This window comes from Sphingobacterium sp. IITKGP-BTPF85, assembly GCF_001006065.1.
In the GTDB taxonomy this organism is placed as follows: Bacteria; Bacteroidota; Bacteroidia; order Sphingobacteriales; family Sphingobacteriaceae; genus Sphingobacterium; species Sphingobacterium anhuiense.
Genome location: NZ_ASZT02000051.1, coordinates 13,093 through 32,688, shown reverse-complemented (window position 1 = coordinate 32,688; position 19,596 = coordinate 13,093). Strand labels below are relative to the sequence as shown.

At 39.0% G+C, this 19,596-nt stretch carries 15 protein-coding genes and 2 pseudogenes; 2 read left to right on the top strand and 15 right to left on the bottom strand.

The window, feature by feature from the left end; all coding sequences use genetic code 11:
- The 10 genes and pseudogenes from L950_RS11830 to L950_RS11795 all read right to left on the bottom strand — a co-directional run.
- A partial coding sequence (locus tag L950_RS11830) for a DUF3823 domain-containing protein (RefSeq protein WP_031288486.1) occupies positions 1-376 on the bottom strand: 376 nt, incomplete at its 3' end.
- A gap of 16 nt (positions 377-392) precedes the next feature.
- A complete protein-coding gene (locus L950_RS11825; protein WP_197086396.1) occupies positions 393-1,652 on the bottom strand; it encodes a RagB/SusD family nutrient uptake outer membrane protein in 1,260 nt (419 codons plus the stop codon).
- Positions 1,631-2,221, bottom strand: a complete 591-nt coding sequence (locus L950_RS30030) for a hypothetical protein (RefSeq protein ID WP_197086395.1) — start codon at positions 2,219-2,221, stop codon at positions 1,631-1,633. The genes L950_RS11825 and L950_RS30030 overlap by 22 nt, the downstream gene beginning before the upstream one ends.
- A 28-nt stretch (positions 2,222-2,249) precedes the next feature.
- Positions 2,250-5,315: a SusC/RagA family TonB-linked outer membrane protein gene (locus L950_RS11820; protein WP_052764398.1), complete on the bottom strand. Its 3,066-nt coding sequence runs from the start codon at positions 5,313-5,315 to the stop codon at positions 2,250-2,252.
- Between the two features lie 195 nt (positions 5,316-5,510).
- A complete protein-coding gene (locus L950_RS11815) occupies positions 5,511-7,034 on the bottom strand; it encodes an MFS transporter (RefSeq protein ID WP_021190340.1) in 1,524 nt (507 codons plus the stop codon).
- A complete protein-coding gene (locus tag L950_RS11810) occupies positions 7,031-7,894 on the bottom strand; it encodes a sugar phosphate isomerase/epimerase family protein (RefSeq protein WP_021190339.1) in 864 nt (287 codons plus the stop codon). Before L950_RS11810 ends, L950_RS11815 begins: the two co-directional genes overlap by 4 nt.
- 10 nt (positions 7,895-7,904) lie before the next feature.
- A pseudogene (locus L950_RS11805) lies at positions 7,905-8,983 on the bottom strand (Gfo/Idh/MocA family protein).
- Between the two features lie 50 nt (positions 8,984-9,033).
- Entirely contained in the window at positions 9,034-9,504 is a 471-nt protein-coding gene (locus tag L950_RS11800) for a ThuA domain-containing protein (RefSeq protein ID WP_021190338.1), read from the bottom strand.
- A complete protein-coding gene (locus L950_RS26445; RefSeq protein ID WP_021190337.1) occupies positions 9,501-9,710 on the bottom strand; it encodes a hypothetical protein in 210 nt (69 codons plus the stop codon). Before L950_RS26445 ends, L950_RS11800 begins: the two co-directional genes overlap by 4 nt.
- A 73-nt stretch (positions 9,711-9,783) precedes the next feature.
- Positions 9,784-13,275: a PVC-type heme-binding CxxCH protein gene (locus L950_RS11795; protein ID WP_021190336.1), complete on the bottom strand. Its 3,492-nt coding sequence runs from the start codon at positions 13,273-13,275 to the stop codon at positions 9,784-9,786.
- Positions 13,276-13,474: 199 nt separating this feature from the next.
- On the opposite strand from L950_RS11795, the gene L950_RS11790 reads away from it, so the two are divergent.
- On the top strand, positions 13,475-14,296 hold the full coding sequence (locus L950_RS11790) for an AraC family transcriptional regulator (protein WP_316930613.1): 822 nt from the start codon (positions 13,475-13,477) through the stop codon (positions 14,294-14,296).
- Between the two features lie 216 nt (positions 14,297-14,512).
- On the opposite strand, the pseudogene L950_RS11785 reads toward L950_RS11790, so the two are convergent.
- Together L950_RS11785 and L950_RS11780 are read right to left on the bottom strand one after the other, a co-directional pair.
- Positions 14,513-15,379 (bottom strand): annotated as a pseudogene (locus tag L950_RS11785) (DsbA family protein).
- 219 nt (positions 15,380-15,598) lie between these two features.
- Positions 15,599-16,276, bottom strand: a complete 678-nt coding sequence (locus L950_RS11780) for a YceI family protein (RefSeq protein ID WP_021190332.1) — start codon at positions 16,274-16,276, stop codon at positions 15,599-15,601.
- A 153-nt stretch (positions 16,277-16,429) separates the two neighbouring features.
- On the opposite strand from L950_RS11780, the gene L950_RS11775 reads away from it, so the two are divergent.
- A complete protein-coding gene (locus tag L950_RS11775; RefSeq protein WP_021190331.1) occupies positions 16,430-16,819 on the top strand; it encodes a winged helix-turn-helix transcriptional regulator in 390 nt (129 codons plus the stop codon).
- Here the strand turns inward: L950_RS11775 and L950_RS11770 are convergent.
- The 3 genes from L950_RS11770 to L950_RS11760 all read right to left on the bottom strand — a co-directional run bounded on the left by L950_RS11770 (position 16,816) and on the right by L950_RS11760 (position 19,466).
- Entirely contained in the window at positions 16,816-17,748 is a 933-nt protein-coding gene (locus L950_RS11770; RefSeq protein WP_156169667.1) for a hypothetical protein, read from the bottom strand. The two genes, L950_RS11775 and L950_RS11770, sit on opposite strands and share 4 nt — an antisense overlap.
- 501 nt (positions 17,749-18,249) lie before the next feature.
- Positions 18,250-18,630 (bottom strand): DUF1634 domain-containing protein, encoded by a 381-nt coding sequence (locus tag L950_RS11765; protein ID WP_021190329.1) that lies wholly within the window; start codon positions 18,628-18,630, stop codon positions 18,250-18,252.
- Positions 18,630-19,466, bottom strand: coding sequence for a sulfite exporter TauE/SafE family protein (locus tag L950_RS11760; protein WP_031288480.1), 837 nt, complete (start codon positions 19,464-19,466; stop codon positions 18,630-18,632). Before L950_RS11760 ends, L950_RS11765 begins: the two co-directional genes overlap by 1 nt.
- Positions 19,467-19,596: the final 130 nt, after the last annotated feature.

Here is a 19,596-nt window from a genome sequence, read left to right as displayed (position 1 = left end):
TTACATTCTCAATGGTGTAATAAGGAGTCACTTCATAATTGACAGTCGTGCTCCCTTTCAATTCAAATCGAACGGTATCGGTACTGTTTAACCAAGGGCCATTATTATTAGTGGCGATTAGTTTATACTTGCCATCAAAAATTTTAGACTTGAAACTTCCGTCTTGGCCTACGTAAACCTGAACTGGAGCATTGAGTTCAAATCCTTCTTGGTAAAGCTGTAATTTAACAACCTCACCTGTCCCTCTGACCCCAATCGGCTTTCCTTTATAGCTAACCTGCCCACTTATTGTCGAAGTAGGTTGGTCATAATTATCTTTACCACAAGCAGAAAACAGTAATGACAGTACAGTCATAATAATCAATATATTTTTCATATTCTTTGATTTAGTTTTATTGATACGGATTTCTAACCATTTTAGGATTATTATTAATCCAGTCCTGATTGATGAAATTATAATAATTCTTCATTTGGAAGAATCGCGGATTCGGTGAATTTGTAAAAGGTTGTTTATCAAAAACCCATTTGCCATGATTAACATTTCCCGGAGCTACAACTTTATAGGGAAACAAAGCATACTGTATAGCATCCGGATTTTGCGTAGATCCATTCCATATTTTATCGGCCAATCTCCATCGTTTTAAATCCCAGTACCGATGATCTTCAAATGCAAATTCGACTCTTCTTTCCTGCACGATATCTGCTAGAGACATCGTATTTAATGCCTTTAACCCTGCTCTAGATCTGATCTGATTAAGATAGCCTAGTGCTTTACCCATATTGTTTAACTCAAAAGCCGCTTCACTGGCGATCATGACGGCCTCAGCAAATCTAAACCGCGGGAACCACATTTCACTATTACGGCCTCTTGTTGAAGCTCCGGGATTTTCATCTAAAAATTTCCGGAAAAAGAAGCCTGATTTATTGACATACTGCAAGTTTGATGTAATTGGCCCATTTGTCGCAGTGATCAGACCATTGGCATCACTTGTTCCAGGCTGGCCGATTTTAGTTACGTAAGACCCGCCCTGCAATATCTTCTGACCAGCTTGCAAAGTAACCACCTCACCCTTAAAAACCGATCCAGGCAAAATAATAGAACCACTTAGTCTTGGATCTTTATCCTGGAAAATAGCTAAAGGATTATCATAGAAGATATAATTACCGTTCGCATCTTTATTTTTTAAAACCCCATTTCGATCATTGATATATTCAAAATCTTCAACTAAATTTAAAATCGGGCCTGCATATGCACGGTCAATATCTTCCGCCAGCGATGGTGCAATATTATTCTTGGTAAATTCTACCGTTTGTCCCGGATATTTATAATCTCTGGCCCATATCACTTCCACATTGTTCTCTTTGAGATTAATCGCTTCGTAAAAATTCCGGCTTAGATCATCCGGTTTCTTCAGGCTGAGCTGATATTTACCGCCATTGATCACCTGCTCTGCCGCATCAAGTGCTAATTCGTAAAACTTCTGAGCCTCAGACGCCGCGATACCAACTTCACCATTTGTTGTTTTAATCGGATTGGGCATCTTATTGTTATAATTCGCCAATGATCCGGCATATACAGCAGCCCTTGCTTTTAACATTAATGCTCCCCATTTATTTATTCGACCCGCATTTATCGTCGGACTGTCACCCAAGTTGGCATGGATCTCATCGATTTCCTTAATGATATAGCTATAGATCTCCGACTCTGTTGATCGCGCATATTGCAGTGCTGTAATGTCATCTCCAGGGTATATTCAAAAACCTCATCCCCCACGATCGGCATACCGCCCATCCCGCGGGCCATATTAAAATAAACCCAGGCTCTTAAAAAGCGTGCTTCCGCTTCATAACTCAATTTCTTAGTCATACTGAGCGCATTTGTACTCCGCAATCCAGCTAAAAACTGATTGATACTCCGGATGAGCGTATAGTCATACACCCGCCATAAATCATCGCCATAGTTTTGGATATTATCAGGACCGCCATCAGATTTACCCGCTTCATCCAAAATCGTATAGCTGTACGAATCTGCTGTATTTTGTCCCCAGTGAACACGTCCATAAAAATTAGCTAAAACAGAATTGATCATGATTTCATCACTAAAAATCTGTTCATCACTGATGATCTTATCCGGGTCCTGGTCAAGTATATTATTGCAACCGGTAGATAGTAAACCGATCAGCGCGATCCATATAATTTTATTACTGAATAACTTTTTCATATTTATCATTTTAAATTAACAGCCTTAATTAAAAAGTCAGGTTTAGACCAAAATTATAGATCCGCGTTGTCGGATAGACCAGACCACTTGTTGCGTTGATCTCCGGATCCACACCTTTTACATTAGATAACGTCAATAGATTCTGTCCCGAAAAATAGACTCTTGCTCTTTTGATACTCGCTTTTTTCAGAAAGCTCTCCGGAAGGGAATATCCAAACTCAAGATTTCTAAGTTTGATGTATTTTACATTATGCTTCCAGAAATCACTGTTCCAATAATTACTATGCGATGTATTGCCGATCCGTAACATGGGGTATTTCCCAGGTAACAGCTCACTGTTTGCGTCATATATATCAGCAAGTCTCCAGGTATCTTCCATGTAGTATTGTGCGTTATTTCCTCCATCATGAAATGGATTTCTTTGCTCATTATCTTGGTACCATGAATTCAGACCACCGCCAGTTAAGTCAAAGGCTAAGTCAAAGTTTTTATAGCCGAATGAAAAATTAAAACCAAAATTCAAAATCGGTGTCGCATCTTGACGGTAACCAATTGGACGCTCATCCAGTCCATTGATAACGCTGTCACCGTTTTGATCTACATATTTGATATCTCCTGGTCTTAAAGTTTTGTTCCCCTCTCTATCATTATCAATTTTCCAGTTTGCGATCTCTTCCCAACTTTGGAATTGCCCAGCTGATTCTAGACCCCAATTGATGTAACCGAAACGCTCATTGATTGAATTTCTGTACACATTCCAGGAATTGCTAAATCTCGGTTTATACTGATTCCAATCGTAAAATCTGGAGTAAGTCGCATTCGCAGCGACACTGTAAGTTAATTCACCAATACGGTCTGACCACTTGATCATCCCTTCAACACCTTTATGGACATCTGAATTCAAGTTTTCGTTAGGTAAACTAAAGCCCACTTCCGATGGTAATAAAATATCATATCTCGAAGATGGTAATCCAGTTCTCATGCGTCTGAAATAATCAAAACTTCCTGTCAGTTTAGAATTGATTAGCGCAAAATCTAACCCGATATCCAATATTTTTGCCTTAATCCACGATAACGTCCTAACAGGCAACCCTCTTGGCTGGGAACCAATGATATATTTACCATCGATAACAGATCCACCGGATTTATAATTGTAACCGGACAGGTAATCAAATGCACTATAACCAGATACGGCATCATCGCCCAGCAAACCATAAGATGCACGCAGTTTAAAATCATTGATTTTACTCAGTATGGAATTATCTTTCCAAAAACTCTCAGCTGAAGCTCTCCAACCTAATGATGCCGAAGGGAAAAATCCCCATCGCTGTCCCGGAGGAAACTTCCAGGAACCATCGTATCGACCCGAAACTTCAATCAGATATTTACTGTCATAATCGTAATTAATACGGGCCAGATAACCTAATCGACCTTCTGTCCTATTTCCATCATCGTTATAAGTGTCCATTGTTTCATAATCGATCAAGTTCAACGAGTTGGCTGTCGGAATGGAATGCACCCATGTGGTTGGTGTATTACGGACAATGGTTTCAAAACCACCAATCACATTCAAATTATGCTTATCGAACAGTTTTGTATAAGCCAACTGAAAATTGGATGTTAGCTCTTCATTATACCCCATTCTTCTTTCTCGCCATGGATTGTTATTTTCAAAAATCACCGGATAGGTATCATTAGCTTGATCGTATCCATATAATTTATAGGTATATTCGTGGTTATTCAGATTTTGATTTGCATAATAATATCCTACCAAAGCCTTTGCTTTCAAGCCATCAATGATATCATATTCTGCATTGAAATTTAATTGGGCAACACGCCATGTTTCTGTATATTTTCCAGATAAATCATAATTTAACCAGGCGAAATTAGTACCTGGATCGGTAGAGGTTAATGTCGGGTAATTTGGATTATCGTTTGCAAATGGTCTAGCAGTTGGCAAATTACGATAAGTAGCAAAAATTGGCAACCAATAATCGTCACCACCGGGCACTCCGGGATTCGTCCGGTTTTCGTAACGCGCATTAAGGGAAGCGCCCACTTTAAGTTTTTTGGAAATCTGCGCATCCACATTCATCTGCACATTGGTCCGTTTAAAACCACCATAATTAACAATCATAGATTCTTGGTTCATATGGCCTGCACTGAAGTAATAATTAATATTATCGGAGCCTCCAGAAGCATTGACCGAATAATACTGCTGTGGTGAAGTCTTCCAGATATAATCATACCAGTCAAATGGAACATAGCCTTTTTCTGTACCCGCTTTCCATTTTTCAAGATCTGTGCGCGAATATTTATAATCTTTGATTCCCTGCACAGTTTCCGATTGGATATAGTTCTCGATGTAAGTGACTGCATCTGCAGCTTTAGGAAAGGTAGATAAATTCTGAAATCCGTAATTAGCGATTAGATTGACTGTATTAGCGGAATTTCTTTTTCCTCTTTTTGTTGTGACCACAATAACCCCATTGGCCGCTCGTACACCATAAATAGAGGCCGATGCATCTTTTAGTACAGAAACGCTTTCGATATCATTAAAGTCAAGGTTATTGAACTGACCAGCATCTTTTTGAACACCGTCAATGACATATAATGGATCGCCCATATTACGGATCTGTAAAGCTGTACCAGCGCCGGGACGGCCATCCGACTGCCGTGAGTTTAATCCCGGGATCTTACCGACCAAAGCTCCTGAAGTTGTTGAAGCAGTGGATCGTTTGATATCATTGGATCCTAATGTTGAAATCGCAGATGTCAATGATTCCTTTTTTTGCGTTAGTCCAAAACCCGTTACGACAACTTCATCAATGTATTCAGGTGCACTGGAAACTAGGGTTATATCCAGGTTTTGGGATGAAGTATTGAGCTGGATTTCTTTCGTTTCATATCCTTTATGACTGATCACTAATGTTGCATTAGTCGGATTCATGTTTAATGAAAACACCCCCGCATTGTTGGTCGATGTTCCAGCGGTAGTTCCCTTGACTAAAACTGTCGCGCCTTGCAAGGGAGTGCCATCCGAACTTTTGACCGAGCCTTTTACGTCTTTATTTTGTGCATATGCTAGGTTTATGGAACATATACTCGAGAGTATAAAAAATAAGGCGCATAGTCTGTTTTTAGATTAAAGACCTTCAAAAGGAATTTAATCTTAAAGAAAAACTTAATCATAATTTTAAATTTATTTTGGTTATAAAGTTTAAGTGTTGCAAATAGGTGAATGCAAAAACACTTTAAATAGTCTTTCAATTATAAGATGCATATTTAATTAAATGATATCTATTGGTTTGTACCCTCCTTTCTTGTTAAAATAAATAATTAATAATATAAAAAAGACGAATAAACCGCTCGGCAGTAAGGAAACAGTGGATAGTGCCGCTTTTTTGGCTTTGTTTTCCATTTGCTCAACCACTTGCTGACTCTCTTCGTCTAGGGTTGACAAGTGTGAATAATCAATCGTTTTATATTCCCCGAATATGCTTGATCTCGTGCCTGTCACCAGTTTTTCATGGTAATGTGTCTGGTGAATATGGTCATACTCAGCTAGTTTTTTATCAATATTACTGTCCTGTATAAAACCCAGAAAAACAGCGCCGATAATTCCTACCCCGAGCTGCCCTACTGCGCTCGTAATATTTAAAGCTAAGGCGCCACCTTTAGGAAATTGTTCGGAAACAACTCCCAGCATTGTACCCCATAGGTAGGTTTTTCCAAAAGCATATAGAACAGCTGCCAGTAAAATATAAATCCCGGAAGAAACGGATAATAACTGCAGACCGACAGCAGAGACGAGCGCACTTATGGATAAGAGCGCCAGGGGTGACAGAAATTTAACAACTGTACCGCTGTACATCCGTAAAACAGTCATGATCACCGCTGTAAATACAAGCACCCAACCTCCTTGAAAACCCATTTTTTTCATTTCTGGCGTCATTAGATCGGTAATCCAGCTATCGGTACCAAGCTCCATGGTAGCCAAAGGAACCATAGCCAGTAGCAACAGCACAAAGAGGCTCTTCCCCCACGACCGCACGAAATAACCAAATATGGCTACAATGGCGATACTGAGCACAATATTGAATTTATAATCCCAGCTAAATAAACTGCCCAGCTGAAAAACACATAATACAACGATAATCAGCGCTCCTAAAACACCAACTTCTTTTAACATGTCCAAATAGCCAACGCCAGCTTTGACCCGTTCGTTTACGGGAAACTTTTGGTTGATGATCAATGCGCCGTACGCGACTGCAGGAATCAAAATAAAACCTATGACGATTCGCCAATTGATATCCAGTGCTAAAAGGCCAATGCCTAACAGACCCGATATCGCAATGCCCATAGGCCAACCGGCATGTAAAATATTCAGCCACTTGGTTTTTTCTTTCGGATACAGCGATGCGACAACGGGGTTGATCACAGCTTCGGCAGCACCATTTCCTAATGCGAAGAAAAAGGTTCCTGCATACAACATCCAGTAACCAGTAGCAAAAATAGTCAGCACGATCGAAATCAAATGGCAGATAAAAGCAAAGATCATGGACTTTTTGTAGCCGATCCGGTCAATAATTAAGCTAAAGGCAACGATACTCAGTGCAAATGGCCAGAAACTAACACCAAAGATTTCGCCCTGCTGTGTTTTACTCAGATCAAACATAACTGCCCATGTGGGCATAAGAAAGGATCTGAAAACAAAACCAAAAGCAGATGCCACCAGTACAATAAAGCAACCCCAAAAAAGGGTACTTTTAGCATGATTGTCTGGCTGGATTATATCTTGTGTAGCGGTCATAATTGTAATGGATTATTTTTGAAAATTTCTGTGTAAAAGTTCGCTCCATCCCGGGCTAAAATATCTGAACTTTCTGCTAATGGACGCCAGATACTTGCCGCACGGGCCAGTTCTTTGGAAGGCGATCCGAAGGTTTCTAAAATGACACTTCCTTGATACCCGATTTCATTTAATGCATCGCGTATTCCGGACCAGTCAACCTGTCCCGTTCCCGGTGTTCCTCGATCATTTTCATTACCCTGAACATGAGCAAGTTTATCCCCTAAAAGATGGATTGATTTTAAAATGCTTTTCTCTTCAATATTAGCATGAAATGTATCGAGCAAGATCTTTAAGTGAGGATCATCAATCTGATTGATCAATTCCAGAGCCTGCTCGACTGTATTGATCATATCTGTCTCAAAGCGGTTTAGTGGCTCTAATGCCAATACAATACCTTGTTCTTTTGCATACTGCGTTGCTTCAAGCAGATTTTCTAAACAGAAATTCCGTTCTAATTCCTTCTGTTCTTTTGAAACTAATCGTGTTTTTCCAACAGCAGCATAAAGCGGTCCTCCAAAAATTGGACTTTCTAATTCATTAGCGATTTGTATACAATCTTTAATGTAAGAAAGACCAATTTTACGGTATGCGCTATGTTCACTTGAAATGTCTCTTTCTGTACCAAATGCACCGCTCACAGATAAATCTAAACCAATACGCTGCGCCACTTTCTTCAGTTGCTTCACATCAATTGATGCTACATCTTCGACAGCAATCTCCATGACATCATAGCCATAATCCTTTGCTTTATAAAGAATATCAATATGATCTGCTGTGTAAGGTGATACCCATACAAAAGAGCTTATTCCTATTTTCATAGCTTTACATTTAATCAAATGAAGGGATTGCGATTCTGACTCCACCCTGCATTGCCGATTCATGGGCACAGATACCAGCACAGGTATAATTTGCCGCTAAGGACGCATCAACGGCAGAATCTCTTCCCTCCACAATAGCTGCAACAAACTCTTGAACTAAATGCGGATGAGAACCCCCATGACCTGCTCCCTGTAAAAATGAAACATGATTTGGATCATCTATTCTTTCCCTTTTAGTAAAGTCTGCAATCTCCGGAATCAATAAATCGTCTGTATCCGGCGCTTCCATGCGTACGGCATTTTCGCCACCGTCGAATATAACATGTTGCTCATCCTGTAACTGCTCCCATTCAAAAGACATTTTATCACCATACACATCGTAACTTTCGCGGTACTGTCTCACAACATCAAATAATGATCTTGTTGCCTCGGCGACCACATTGGAATCTTTCAGTTTAAATGTGGCCGTTTCAACTGCAAATGGTGAATTATACCGGGCAGCAAGATCAGCACTTAGTTGACCTGAACCGTGGCAAACCACAGATTCTGCTATGGTATTATTGATGCGTAATAATGGCGAAATGGCATGTGTACCATTTAGCATCGGTGGATAACCTTTCCAGTATTCAGCCCAGCCCTCCATACTCATATCCTGAATATGTGAACCACGGACAAACTGTATTTTCCCTAATTTCCCCGTATCAGCAAGTTTCAATCCGTACAGAAACTCACGGGTATATAAGGCTGTCTCCATCATCATATAAACTTTATTGACTCTTTTCTTCGCTTCCACGATAGCCTGACAGTCGGCCACGGTCATGGCCATCGGTATGGTACAAGCCGTATGCTTATTCGCATTTAAGGATGCTAATGTCATTTTTGCGTGCTCTGGCACAGGCGTCACCACATGGATGGCATCGACATCATCTCTTTTAATGACCTCATTAAATCTGTAAATAGTAAATCATCGTCTAGATTGAACTTCTCTTTTAATTCTCTTAGTGTTTCAGGATTTCTAGTACAAACACCAACAGATTTAATATTAGGATGCTTTTGATAAATTGGAATAAATTCTTTTCCAAACCCCATTCCTACGATAACGACAGTGATTTTTTTCATTTTGATTATTTTATGTTGATTTAAATATTTAATGCCCAATGGATTGTATTGATTAAAATTTTACGATAGTCTTTATTTAGATGACTATGCTCATCATGCCCCAGTGTAATTCCCGCTATTCTTGATTTATCATGATTGACAGTGAATACAGCTGGGTATACTTTAGCCGTTTCTAAAGACTGACCGATCACCAGTACATCAATCCCTTTACCAGCAGCATCTGGTTGGTGGCGATACAGTTCGTCTTTGAATGTAAACTCCGGAGAAACGCCTTTACTGATCGGATGTGCCGTGTTCACAACCAGATTTTTAAATTCTTGGAAGTTTTCATGGCTATTACTTCCTCCACCTACGTATTCCAAATTGTACTTAGGCCAGTCTTGCCAATTGTACCATACTGCAGCATGCAGAAGCACGAGCGGTTTACCCTGTGCAATAAACTTTTCAATCGCCAGTTGTGAAGCTTTTGGGATCGGTTGATTATTGGTCAACACCAAAGATCTGTCGTTTTTAAATAAAAGCGTATTGAATCCGTATTGTCTGTATAGGTCGCATGTACACCTTCAATGGTATTGATCAGCTGTGTATCCTCGATTTTGTACCAGCGATTAAAATCATGCGATCCACCACCACCGACTACCAGTATATTCTTCTTTTTTGCGCATGAGGCAATGAATGTACACTTGCTTTGGCACATAAAGTTCCTATACTACTTACTACTATAGTAAGTAATAGCATTACCATTCTATTTTTCATATGTTTCGTTTATATTATTCCACAACTTTCATTATTCCGTTCATTCCTCTCCAATGTCCCGGGAATGTACAGATAAACGGATATTCACCTTTTTCTTTAGGGGCTTGAAATTTAAGCGTATAGCTTTGCCCCGGATTTACCAATTTGGTATGAAACAGTACTTCCCTGACTTCTGGAACATAGTCTTTTTCCGCCGCCGAAGACGCTTGCAACATGGCATCTGCCGCTTTACCGACGATCTCTGTTGTACCAGGTTTGATGATCACTAAATTATGGGGCATTGCATCCGGATTTTCCATGATCAAAGTAATCTGCCTTCCTGCTTTCACCGTAATGGACCGTTTATCATACTGCATAATATCTTTTACCGCTTTAATCACAATGACTTCAGCAGGTGCCTCGTTTTGATTCACTTCCACAGGACTCGCGCTGTGCATATGATGATGCGCATGCTCCCCATTCAATTGAAGCTTTACTTTGATCTCACTGATATTTCCTATAAATTCAGATCCATGCTCGTACTTGGTCAGAGCAACAGATTCATCCAAATCTTCTCCCGACCGCAGATAGGCGCGCAGTGGTTTATTGAACGGTTTGACCTCTTTGATGTTACCGACCAATTTGTTGTTGATATAAAGACTAGATCCTTGGTTTGCTGTTATGCTCGCATTAACTTTAAATCCATTTCCGATTCCGTCTGTAGCTGCTATACGCTGTATTTCACCATTATTATATACGTCCCAATATATTTTATTACCCTGCATGTATAAAGCAAAACCATTTTTTGCATCACCTTGCCCAATAATTAATCCTTTGAAAGCATCCTGATCACGGCGTAATACTGCTGTTTCAATCGTTATATTCTTATCAGCCACATTTGGTGAAAACTGAACACGGTTTTTCCTACCAAGTGTATAAATTTCTTCACCTAGCGCTTGGTTTACAGCTTGTTGATAAGCATTTGTTGAAGACTGATCAGCAACCATCGACATATGACTATGATTGGTCTGGATCGCCGCAAATAAAGCTGGAGATAACCACCTGTCCTTTGCATTGACAGGATCATTGATTGCCGCCTTTAATACAGGAGCAACTGCGGCAAAAGGAGCGGAATCTGCAATTTTAACAAAAGCAGCAAGCCTAGTATTGAGATTCTCATCTTTAAAAATATTAGACTGTGCTATTTGATCAAAAGATTTAGCATTTAAATCCAGTACCTGAACAGCAGCTTTTCGCACACTGGCCGATGGATGCGATAATGCGGCTAATAATGCATCATTCACTTCTTTCTTTGTTAGAAGACCCAAACCTTTTAGAGTCCAGATAGCATGTATAGCAGGTGCATTCAATCCAATTTCATCTACCGATTTATTGTTGATTATTTTGATCAAATCTTGTTCAACATCCGCATTTTTCCGCTCTACTAAAAGCCGCTGCGCATGGGTTCTCCAAAATTTGTTTTTACTATTTAAAGCTTCGATAAGTCCTTTGGGATTATCTTTTGAAAGTTTGAAACTTTCATTATGCTTGCCATTTTTATATAAAACGCGATATACACGGCCATGCTTTTTGTCTCTCAGATTACTTTCAAATGCATTTCCGGGCCCTCCAACCTGATCCTTAAAAGGAAGGACTTTCTCTGATGGCGCTTGCGCCGGGACAAAAACATTATGCTGAATGATAAAATTGTACCAATCCAAAACCCACACAGCACCATCTGGTCCTACCTCGGCATGCACAGGTCCAAACCACTCATCAGAACTTGCCAGTAAATTCCAGCCGTCTCTTTCTTTAAAACCGGCACCATCTTTTTCAATAATTGCGTTATGTAATAATCTTACCGTAGGTTCAGCTACAAAGGCCACACTGTTCCAATAAGACTGTGGAAAATCCCGTGCGGTATACATCTGATGGCCTGCCGCTGATGTAAATCCGCCGACAACATCCACCTGTCTTAAGTTTGGTGTTAAAGCATGAACCTCATAATGCCCGTCAATTTTTTGGATTGAATTGATTGGATTAGCGCCAGGAATATTGTCAATACGTCGCTGTAGATACTTCTCCGGCATCGAATAGAAAGCAGAATGGGTGTTATTTGCCGTGGATACAAAGACATTATTATCTTCCGAAATACCAAGACCCCAAGTATTATTGCTGGTTGTAGCTAAATACTCCAGATCCGAACCATCTGGATTAAGTCGGTATAAACCTTGAGAGAAAATATGCTTTTCACCGTTAACAATACCATTGTAACCTGCATATCCGTTAACACCCCAGATCTTGTTGTCAAATCCGTATTGCAGATTTGATGGACCGGCATGCGTATCTCCTTTGCTCCAACCGGTCATGATGATTTCTTCATGATCGGCTACATCATCACCATCGGTATCTTTTAAGAAAACAAAATTGGGAGCCATGGCCACAATAACACCATCATTGGCAAAAGTTAAACTTGTTGCAATATTTAAGCCCTTAGCAAATTCCGTAAATTTATCGGCAACACCATCGCCGTCGGTATCTTCACAGATGACGATGCGATCATTTCCTTTACCTTTCACCTCCTCAAAACTATTTGGATAATCAACAGCTTCAATGACCCATAATCTGCCTTTTTCATCCCAGCTCATCGCAATCGGATTGGTAATATTGGGCTCCGCGGCAAAAAGTTTTAATTCAAAATCCACAGGTTTCTGTATCAGTTTCATCGACTGCTCTGGACTAAGCGGATCCTGCACTTTAGGAACATCATAACGTGCTGTAAAATCGGATATGGAATCGGGATATATGCTTACATTCGGAATAGCCAATTTATTCACCATACTTTGAACCTGCTCTCCAAGTGACCACCAGACCGCACTGCTGACCGTTGTTAGAAACTGATGATTTTTCCAGGTATCATCATGCTTACCTAACGCGTGATATAAAAAACGACCGCCGTTTTCCTCACTATACCAGATGTAGTTTTGTTTTGAACCATCTATCGCAGCGCTACCGATAACAGTTTGATCTGTTTTTTTCTTGAATATGTATTTTTCATTGTTAACCTGAATGGTGTTAATGGATGAATCCAGTACATGTTTGGCGTTTTCTATTGTAACAATTGCTTGCCCATCACCCGCGTCGGTAAAACCACCTTGTACCAAGTTGGTATACCATTCGGAATTCTGAAATGAATTAGCAGACGAGTTCAAGGCCACAACCCCTTTTCCTTCTTTCAGGAATTTCTTTAATGCCTGCTCCTTTTCTTCACTGAGCTCTTTTTCATTCACCAATAAGACAACCCCATCAAACTTATTTAAATAATCAAATTCTAAACTTGCTAAGGTGTCGGTATAGGTTAGATTGATGCCCGATTTAAAAAGTTCGACCGATAACCAGGTCGCTTGATTAGAAGATTGCTTATTTCCAGCACCAATAAATAGTACCTCAGCCCTTCTCGGTTCATCAGCTCTACAAGAGGTCAAAAACACTAAAAATAAAAGTAAAACTCTTAAAATATTATTCATGATTTAGTTGAAATTTGGATTTATCTATAATTGTTATAAGCAAATATAGAGATATGAAGTAGCTTGGAACTTAGCTTTTTTATCAAGTTTCAGACATATTGTATCATTTTTAACTATATTTACCCCAATAAACTGAAATCATAATGCTAGATAAGAGAGTTATTTCAAAATCGCTTATTCCAGAGAATAAAACTTTTCGATAAAACAAATCAATGAACCTCATTTTGATCCAACCTTTCATGCACATCCGGAATTTCAACTCTCGTACGTAATAAAAGGGGAAGGAAACAGAATTGTAGGCAATAGTTTGCAACCGTTTCATGCAAACGATATGGTATTTATTGGTCCCAATCTACCCCATGTCTGGAAAAATCATTTATCTTATTTTAAAAAGGACAGTCAGCTCGATACGTCGGTTATAGTGATCTACTTTCATAACAATTTCTTTGCTGAAGAAATATACGGTAAGGAAGAGTTTTTTAGGCTCAAAAAGTTTTTTCTCACCAGCAATCTTGGAGTCGAAATAACGGGGGAAACCAGAGATATTATTGGAGGGATGATGTTTGAATTATTACATAAGGATGGGCTGGAAAGCGTAATTCTGCTATTGAAAATATTGGATACTTTAGTGCTGTCCACAGACTGCCGTTACATCAATGAGTTTGATGAAGCCATAAATTATAAACAGGCCGAAACCGAGCGGATACACAAGGTCTATGACTACGTGATTAAAAACTTTGATCAGCAGATCCGTCTGGAGAAAGTTGCAGAAATTGCAAATATGACCAGTACCTCTTTTAGCAGATACTTTAAGACACGTCTCAACAAATCATTTTCGGACTTTTTGAAGGAAATAAGAGTAAACTACGCCTGCAAACTATTAAAAGACGATAGTATTTCCATAGAAACAGTCAGCTACGAATGCGGCTATCCTTCAGTAACCAACTTCAATAAGCAGTTTAAGAGTGTCATAGGCTTGCAGCCCAGGCAGTATCGGGATAATTTTCTAAATCTCATTTAAGCCCTTTTATATAAACAGGTTTTAATGCACTAAAATCCTGCCTATATAAAACATCGTACGTTACCTTAATTGGTGCAGTCTGCAAGCAGGTTATACCTGCGACTGTGCGATCCCAATCCGATCAAATAGTTCCGTTCTTCAACATATACAGCACAGGTATTAGCTCAAAACGCTATATTAAACCATACACAACGTAGCACCTTGTTCTGAGAATGACTACGAGACGTTCAGATGCCAGATAGCACCATTTTTTGTTGTGCTTTTTTGCAACAGTTTATTTGCGGTAAGTTCGTTCAACAGCTCCTCACTTGCTGATCTTGGCGTATCTGTCAGTACAGCATATTCCTTAGCAGTAAGCGAATTGTATGTAGAAAAAATACTTTTCCAGTCTTGACGATAAGTCACTTTTATAGCTGTCGGATTTAATTTTAAAATTGCGGCTTCATAAAAACCATAAGGTTTCGCGCCATACACCATCTCGCGATTTCCATGCATATCCTCAAAATAAAGTGTTGGAAAACCTCTTGCACCGTAACTTCTCGCCAATTTAAGGTCTTCTTCAAATTGAACAGTCGCTGATTTTTGATAGTCTGACAATAATTGAACTTCATCTAACCCAACCATTTTTGCCGCCGCAGCTATGTATTCCCATTTAGCGATGTTTTTCTTCTGTAAAAAAACCATTTCTCGCAATGTTCTTAAAAACAGAATAGCTTGATCATTATCCTGCAATTGTGCTGCTTTAAAGGCAATAGAAGGCGGATAGGAAGAGTCTAAAGGATCTTCGAGCCAGATATCACCATCAATCGGCATATCATAATAAATACTCACCTCGTCCTAATGCTCGGCGACATCACTAGGTTTGCTAATTCCCCCACTGTTATAGTTCCAGTCGGGCAGTAAACCGCCCATATGATAGTGCATGGATAAGCAATCACCATATTCAAGTTTTAGTTTCCGCAATTGTGGTTCAATTCCCCAACAGGAAGAACATATGGGATCTGTGAAATAAATAATCTTAAGGGGTTTATCTGTTTGTTCAAGAGGGTGTACTGTTGCTGATTCATACGCTAAAACTGGCATTTCACAACTACCTATTTCAGGATCGCACAAAAGTGGATTATGGTTAGACTCGTTCTTCATGTTCGGTTTATTTGGTTTATGTAGTCAAATTTCAAGCAATATCGAAACAGCATAAGATGCCGATATGCCCTGAAAAGGTTCGACCTATTGACCGCGCAATATAGCTACTTCGCAGTAAAAAAAACACGCTTTAATTTTTTAAAGCGTGTTTTTATAAAATTATTTTTTTGCAGCGATATTCAACTCCATATCTACCTCTTGAGAGATCATCCAGTCTTTAGGATCACCTTCAGTACCGTACGCTAATCCCCAGTCTTGTCTGTTGATGGTGAATTTAGATTGTACATTAATTTCATTATCCGTTACGCTAACTTTTGCTGGAAAAGTAACATTCACAGTCTTATCTTTGATTGTTAAGTTACCGCTGATAATATTTGTTGCATCCGCAATGACACTTTTGTCTTTAGCAGCATCAAAAGCTGTCACTGCTGTAATTTCAAATTTAGCTGTTGGATATTTTTCAACTTCAAAGAAATCACCCGTTTTTAAGTGACCATCTAAATCAGCTGCAGTTTTACCACCTGATTTTGCAGGATCAACCGCACTCTTGTCTGTTGTCACTGAATTCATATCGATAACAAATGATCCACCTGTGATCGCTCCTGCTTCTACAGATACAGTACCTTCACTTTTCAATGTACCAAATCTTGGATCAAATCCACCTTTGTGATATGCTTTCCATTTGATTGAACTTACTGCTGTATCAACTGCAAAAGTTGCACCTTTTTGTTCGGCAACTTGTTGCTCTGTTCCTGTTTGAGCTTTATCACCATTTGAACCACCACATGAAGCTAAGATGACAGAAGCGAATACTGCTAAGATTGCTATTTTTTTCATTTTTAAATTATTAATTATATAAATCTTGTGCAAAAATAACATAGGATTAGTATACAAATGCTATTGGTTTCCTTTTTGAAACTACTTTCCTATAGGAAACCAATAATCGTTTCCGTAATTTTACAGCGTAATTTTGTATTGTAATAAAAGATCATGAAGAAAAATCCAACCATTAACAATAGATCAGGATGTAAAGCCCGGATTATTGCGATCACAGATACCATGGAAATCTTATCCGGAAAATGGAAATTTCATATTTTGGGAACATTGATGGAAGGCGGAAAGATGCGATTCATGGATCTGCTACGTGAAGTAGATGGTATTGCTGCCAAGATGCTCTCGAAGGAATTACAGGACATGGAAATGAATCACCTTATCAGCCGTACGGTTATGAATACAAAACCCATTACCGTTGAATATGAAGTGACCGAATACGGCCGCACATTAGAACCTATTATCGACGAAATTGCAAAATGGGGTGAAGCGTATAGAAACGCAATGTTTAAAAAACAAAATGAAAATGTCCCTGTTGAGGAACATTAAAAAATCTTTGTAATTGGCAATAGCGGTACTTTTTGCTTCCAGGTGCCCGATACATCAAATAAATGCCCAGAAGATTGATTTTTAATCGTAAACGTATATTGGCATTCCCGTGTAAGGTATTTGATCTCTCCCTTGACCTGAATATTTGAATACGGCTGTACTAATATCATTTGTTTGCTTGCAGAATTTATATAAGGTTCAAAAAATTTCCCTTCTTTATATGGTACTTGTTTCGACCAGTATGTTGCCCCGTCTTTCAAGATTTCACCCATGAATATAAGTGAATCCTGAGCATTTATCCATTTAAAAGCGTCTACATCAGTACTACTGAACTCGGACATGTAATTGACGTCTTTAAAGATGGCAACCGTTTCCATATTTTTTGCCGTGGAGGTATTGTTAGAAAGCGTTATGGTATAACAGCCTTCATCACTTGTAAACTCTTTCCGGCTTCCAGGTACTTCTATGATTTCTTTCTTCACAATCTCATAACCAGCACCTCTGCTTTGAGTAAAAGAAAGTTCATCTTCCGCTCCATTCGCCGCTATTCCGATTACAAACTTTCTGGGTTCTGCGTTGAAATTCTCTTTTAATGTTAGATTAAGCAGATGACTACTTGCTATTTTCTCCAATTTCAACCAGCCACCGGACACTTCAACAGTACCTGCGGCACTTAAGACAACTGGATTACCATTTATATCCTGAAGTATTTCTCCTGAAAGCGCATCTTTAACATAGGCTACGGACCATTCTTTAGCATTGATTTCAATACCATTGTCCACAAAACCTGTATTGACCTGGATACTCTTATAGTCTGGACTAAATAATGCTGTTTTTTGCCCCATATCTTCTTTATCACAGGCGCTCATCGAAAAAATAAGGACAGCGGCCAAGCAGGTAGTCAAGAATTTAGAATAGTTTAGCATCATCGGAGTTACAAGATAATAGGTAAATACACATTATAAAAATACTGTTAGCAATTTAGCATTATTTTAAGCAATAATCGACTGTTAATGAAAACTTTTTGTTATAAAATTGTAATGAATAGCGCACAATAAAGCGATAAATCGTACATGCGTCAGGTATAAATAACCGAGCTGAAATCTAAATACGTAAATGGCGCAAAAAAATACGCTTCTTCGTATCATGACAAGAAAATGGCATATGCTTTGAAAATAATCCCATAGTTATATCTAGTAAGCACTAAAAAATTATCAATCATGAAAAAGCAAGATGGAAACTTGAAAAAATTAGGATTAAAAAAAGGATATTACTTATTACTTATGGCAATTTTGGATATGCTATAGAAGAAAAAATAAAAAAGGCTAGAAAATAGACAATTAAGTACCCTTTATATAGAAGAGTTCTCCGTTTTGGAGAACTTTTCATTTTATATTTTGAAAAATTCATTTCAGAATTTTTCAAAGTTGTTAATGTCCGAATCCGAAATACATACTAAAGGCAATTATGATCAGCACTAGCGTCGTGATGAAGACATATAGTTTATCACCCTCGATGATAAAGCTGACCAATGAAAGTAATAATCGGATCAATGGGGTACAAAAAAGAATGATGATCGCTAAAAATATAATCGAACGCCCTTGCATGTTGATGACTCCACTGAAAACATCCGATACAACTTCAATAATACTTCGATCATTTTCTGTAAATCGGGCATAATCAGCCTGTTCATTCGCATGGTTATAAAGAAAGATCAATCCGCCGATGGTACTGATCGCCAATACTGTTCTTACGCCGTATTTTAAGACATCTCCAATAATTCTTTGTATCGTTTTATCTGTAATCTGCATTAGAATTTTCCTTTAATACCGTTATAAATCATGTTAAAAGCCAAGAAGAAAATAATAAAAGCAAAAAATACTCTTAATTTCTTTGGATCTGTCGCCATCAATATCTTGGAACCGATCATCGAGCCTATTAGGACACCAATCATGACCGGAAGACAGATATCAGGGACAACATACCCTTTCTGAAGATAAATCACGCAACTTGCTAGAGCAGTCACGCCCATCATAAAATTACTCGTTGTGGTCGACACCTTAAAGGGTATTCGCATAATGGTATCCATCGCGATTACTTTAAAGGCCCCCGATCCTATTCCCAGCATACCCGAAAGTACTCCGGCAAGTCCCATCATACTAAATCCGCCGATGACATTTTTTGTGCCATAAGACACCTCTGTACCCTTTACTACAGGATAGGTAGAAGGCAGCTTGAGGCTGATCGCCAGCTTACTGGACTGCTCTACGATATGTTCTTCTTTTTTCCGGAGCGAGTTTGCCGCAGAAAAGATTAAAGCTAGACCAAATAATACGGCAATAAGCGAACTGGGAGCCGATGTTGCGATAAGTGCACCGACAACAGCACCTGCAGTAGTCGCAATCTCTAAAAACATGCCGAGCCGCATATTTGCGATCCCTTCCTTAACATATGCGGCGGCAGATCCCGAAGATGTCGCAATTACGGAAACTAAAGCAGCTCCTATCGCATAATGGATATCTACTCCAAGCAGAATAGTCAACAAAGGTATTACTACAATTCCACCACCAAGCCCGGAAAGCGAACCAATAATACCTGCACATATGGCTCCAAGGAGCATAATGAGTGTAAACGTTAAAACAGTCATATTTGCAAAATTTAAATGCAGGAAAGCCACCTGGACTTTCTTGCCTAAAGAGCCAAAGGTAGAGAATATATTATTCTTGAACGAAATCTGTTCGCTATTCTAATCGTTCTTTAATATGAAGAAATCCAGC

What these genes read in the sequence shown, in the direction of transcription:
- L950_RS30030 (WP_197086395.1), bottom strand. Translation starts at nt 2,221, where the DNA reads ATGAAAAAGTTATTCAGTAATAAAATTATATGGATCGCGCTGATCGGT.
- L950_RS11765 (WP_021190329.1), bottom strand. Translation starts at nt 18,630, where the DNA reads ATGCAGATTACAGATAAAACGATACAAAGAATTATTGGAGATGTCTTA.
- L950_RS26445 (WP_021190337.1), bottom strand. Translation starts at nt 9,710, where the DNA reads ATGTGCCAAAGCAAGTGTACATTCATTGCCTCATGCGCAAAAAAGAAG.
- L950_RS11810 (WP_021190339.1), bottom strand. Translation starts at nt 7,894, where the DNA reads ATGAAAATAGGAATAAGCTCTTTTGTATGGGTATCACCTTACACAGCA.
- L950_RS11815 (WP_021190340.1), bottom strand. Translation starts at nt 7,034, where the DNA reads ATGACCGCTACACAAGATATAATCCAGCCAGACAATCATGCTAAAAGT.
- L950_RS11760 (WP_031288480.1), bottom strand. Translation starts at nt 19,466, where the DNA reads ATGACTGTTTTAACGTTTACACTCATTATGCTCCTTGGAGCCATATGT.
- L950_RS11780 (WP_021190332.1), bottom strand. Translation starts at nt 16,276, where the DNA reads ATGAAAAAAATAGCAATCTTAGCAGTATTCGCTTCTGTCATCTTAGCT.
- L950_RS11795 (WP_021190336.1), bottom strand. Translation starts at nt 13,275, where the DNA reads ATGAATAATATTTTAAGAGTTTTACTTTTATTTTTAGTGTTTTTGACC.
- L950_RS11770 (WP_156169667.1), bottom strand. Translation starts at nt 17,748, where the DNA reads ATGATGCTAAACTATTCTAAATTCTTGACTACCTGCTTGGCCGCTGTC.
- L950_RS11775 (WP_021190331.1), top strand. Translation starts at nt 16,430, where the DNA reads ATGAAGAAAAATCCAACCATTAACAATAGATCAGGATGTAAAGCCCGG.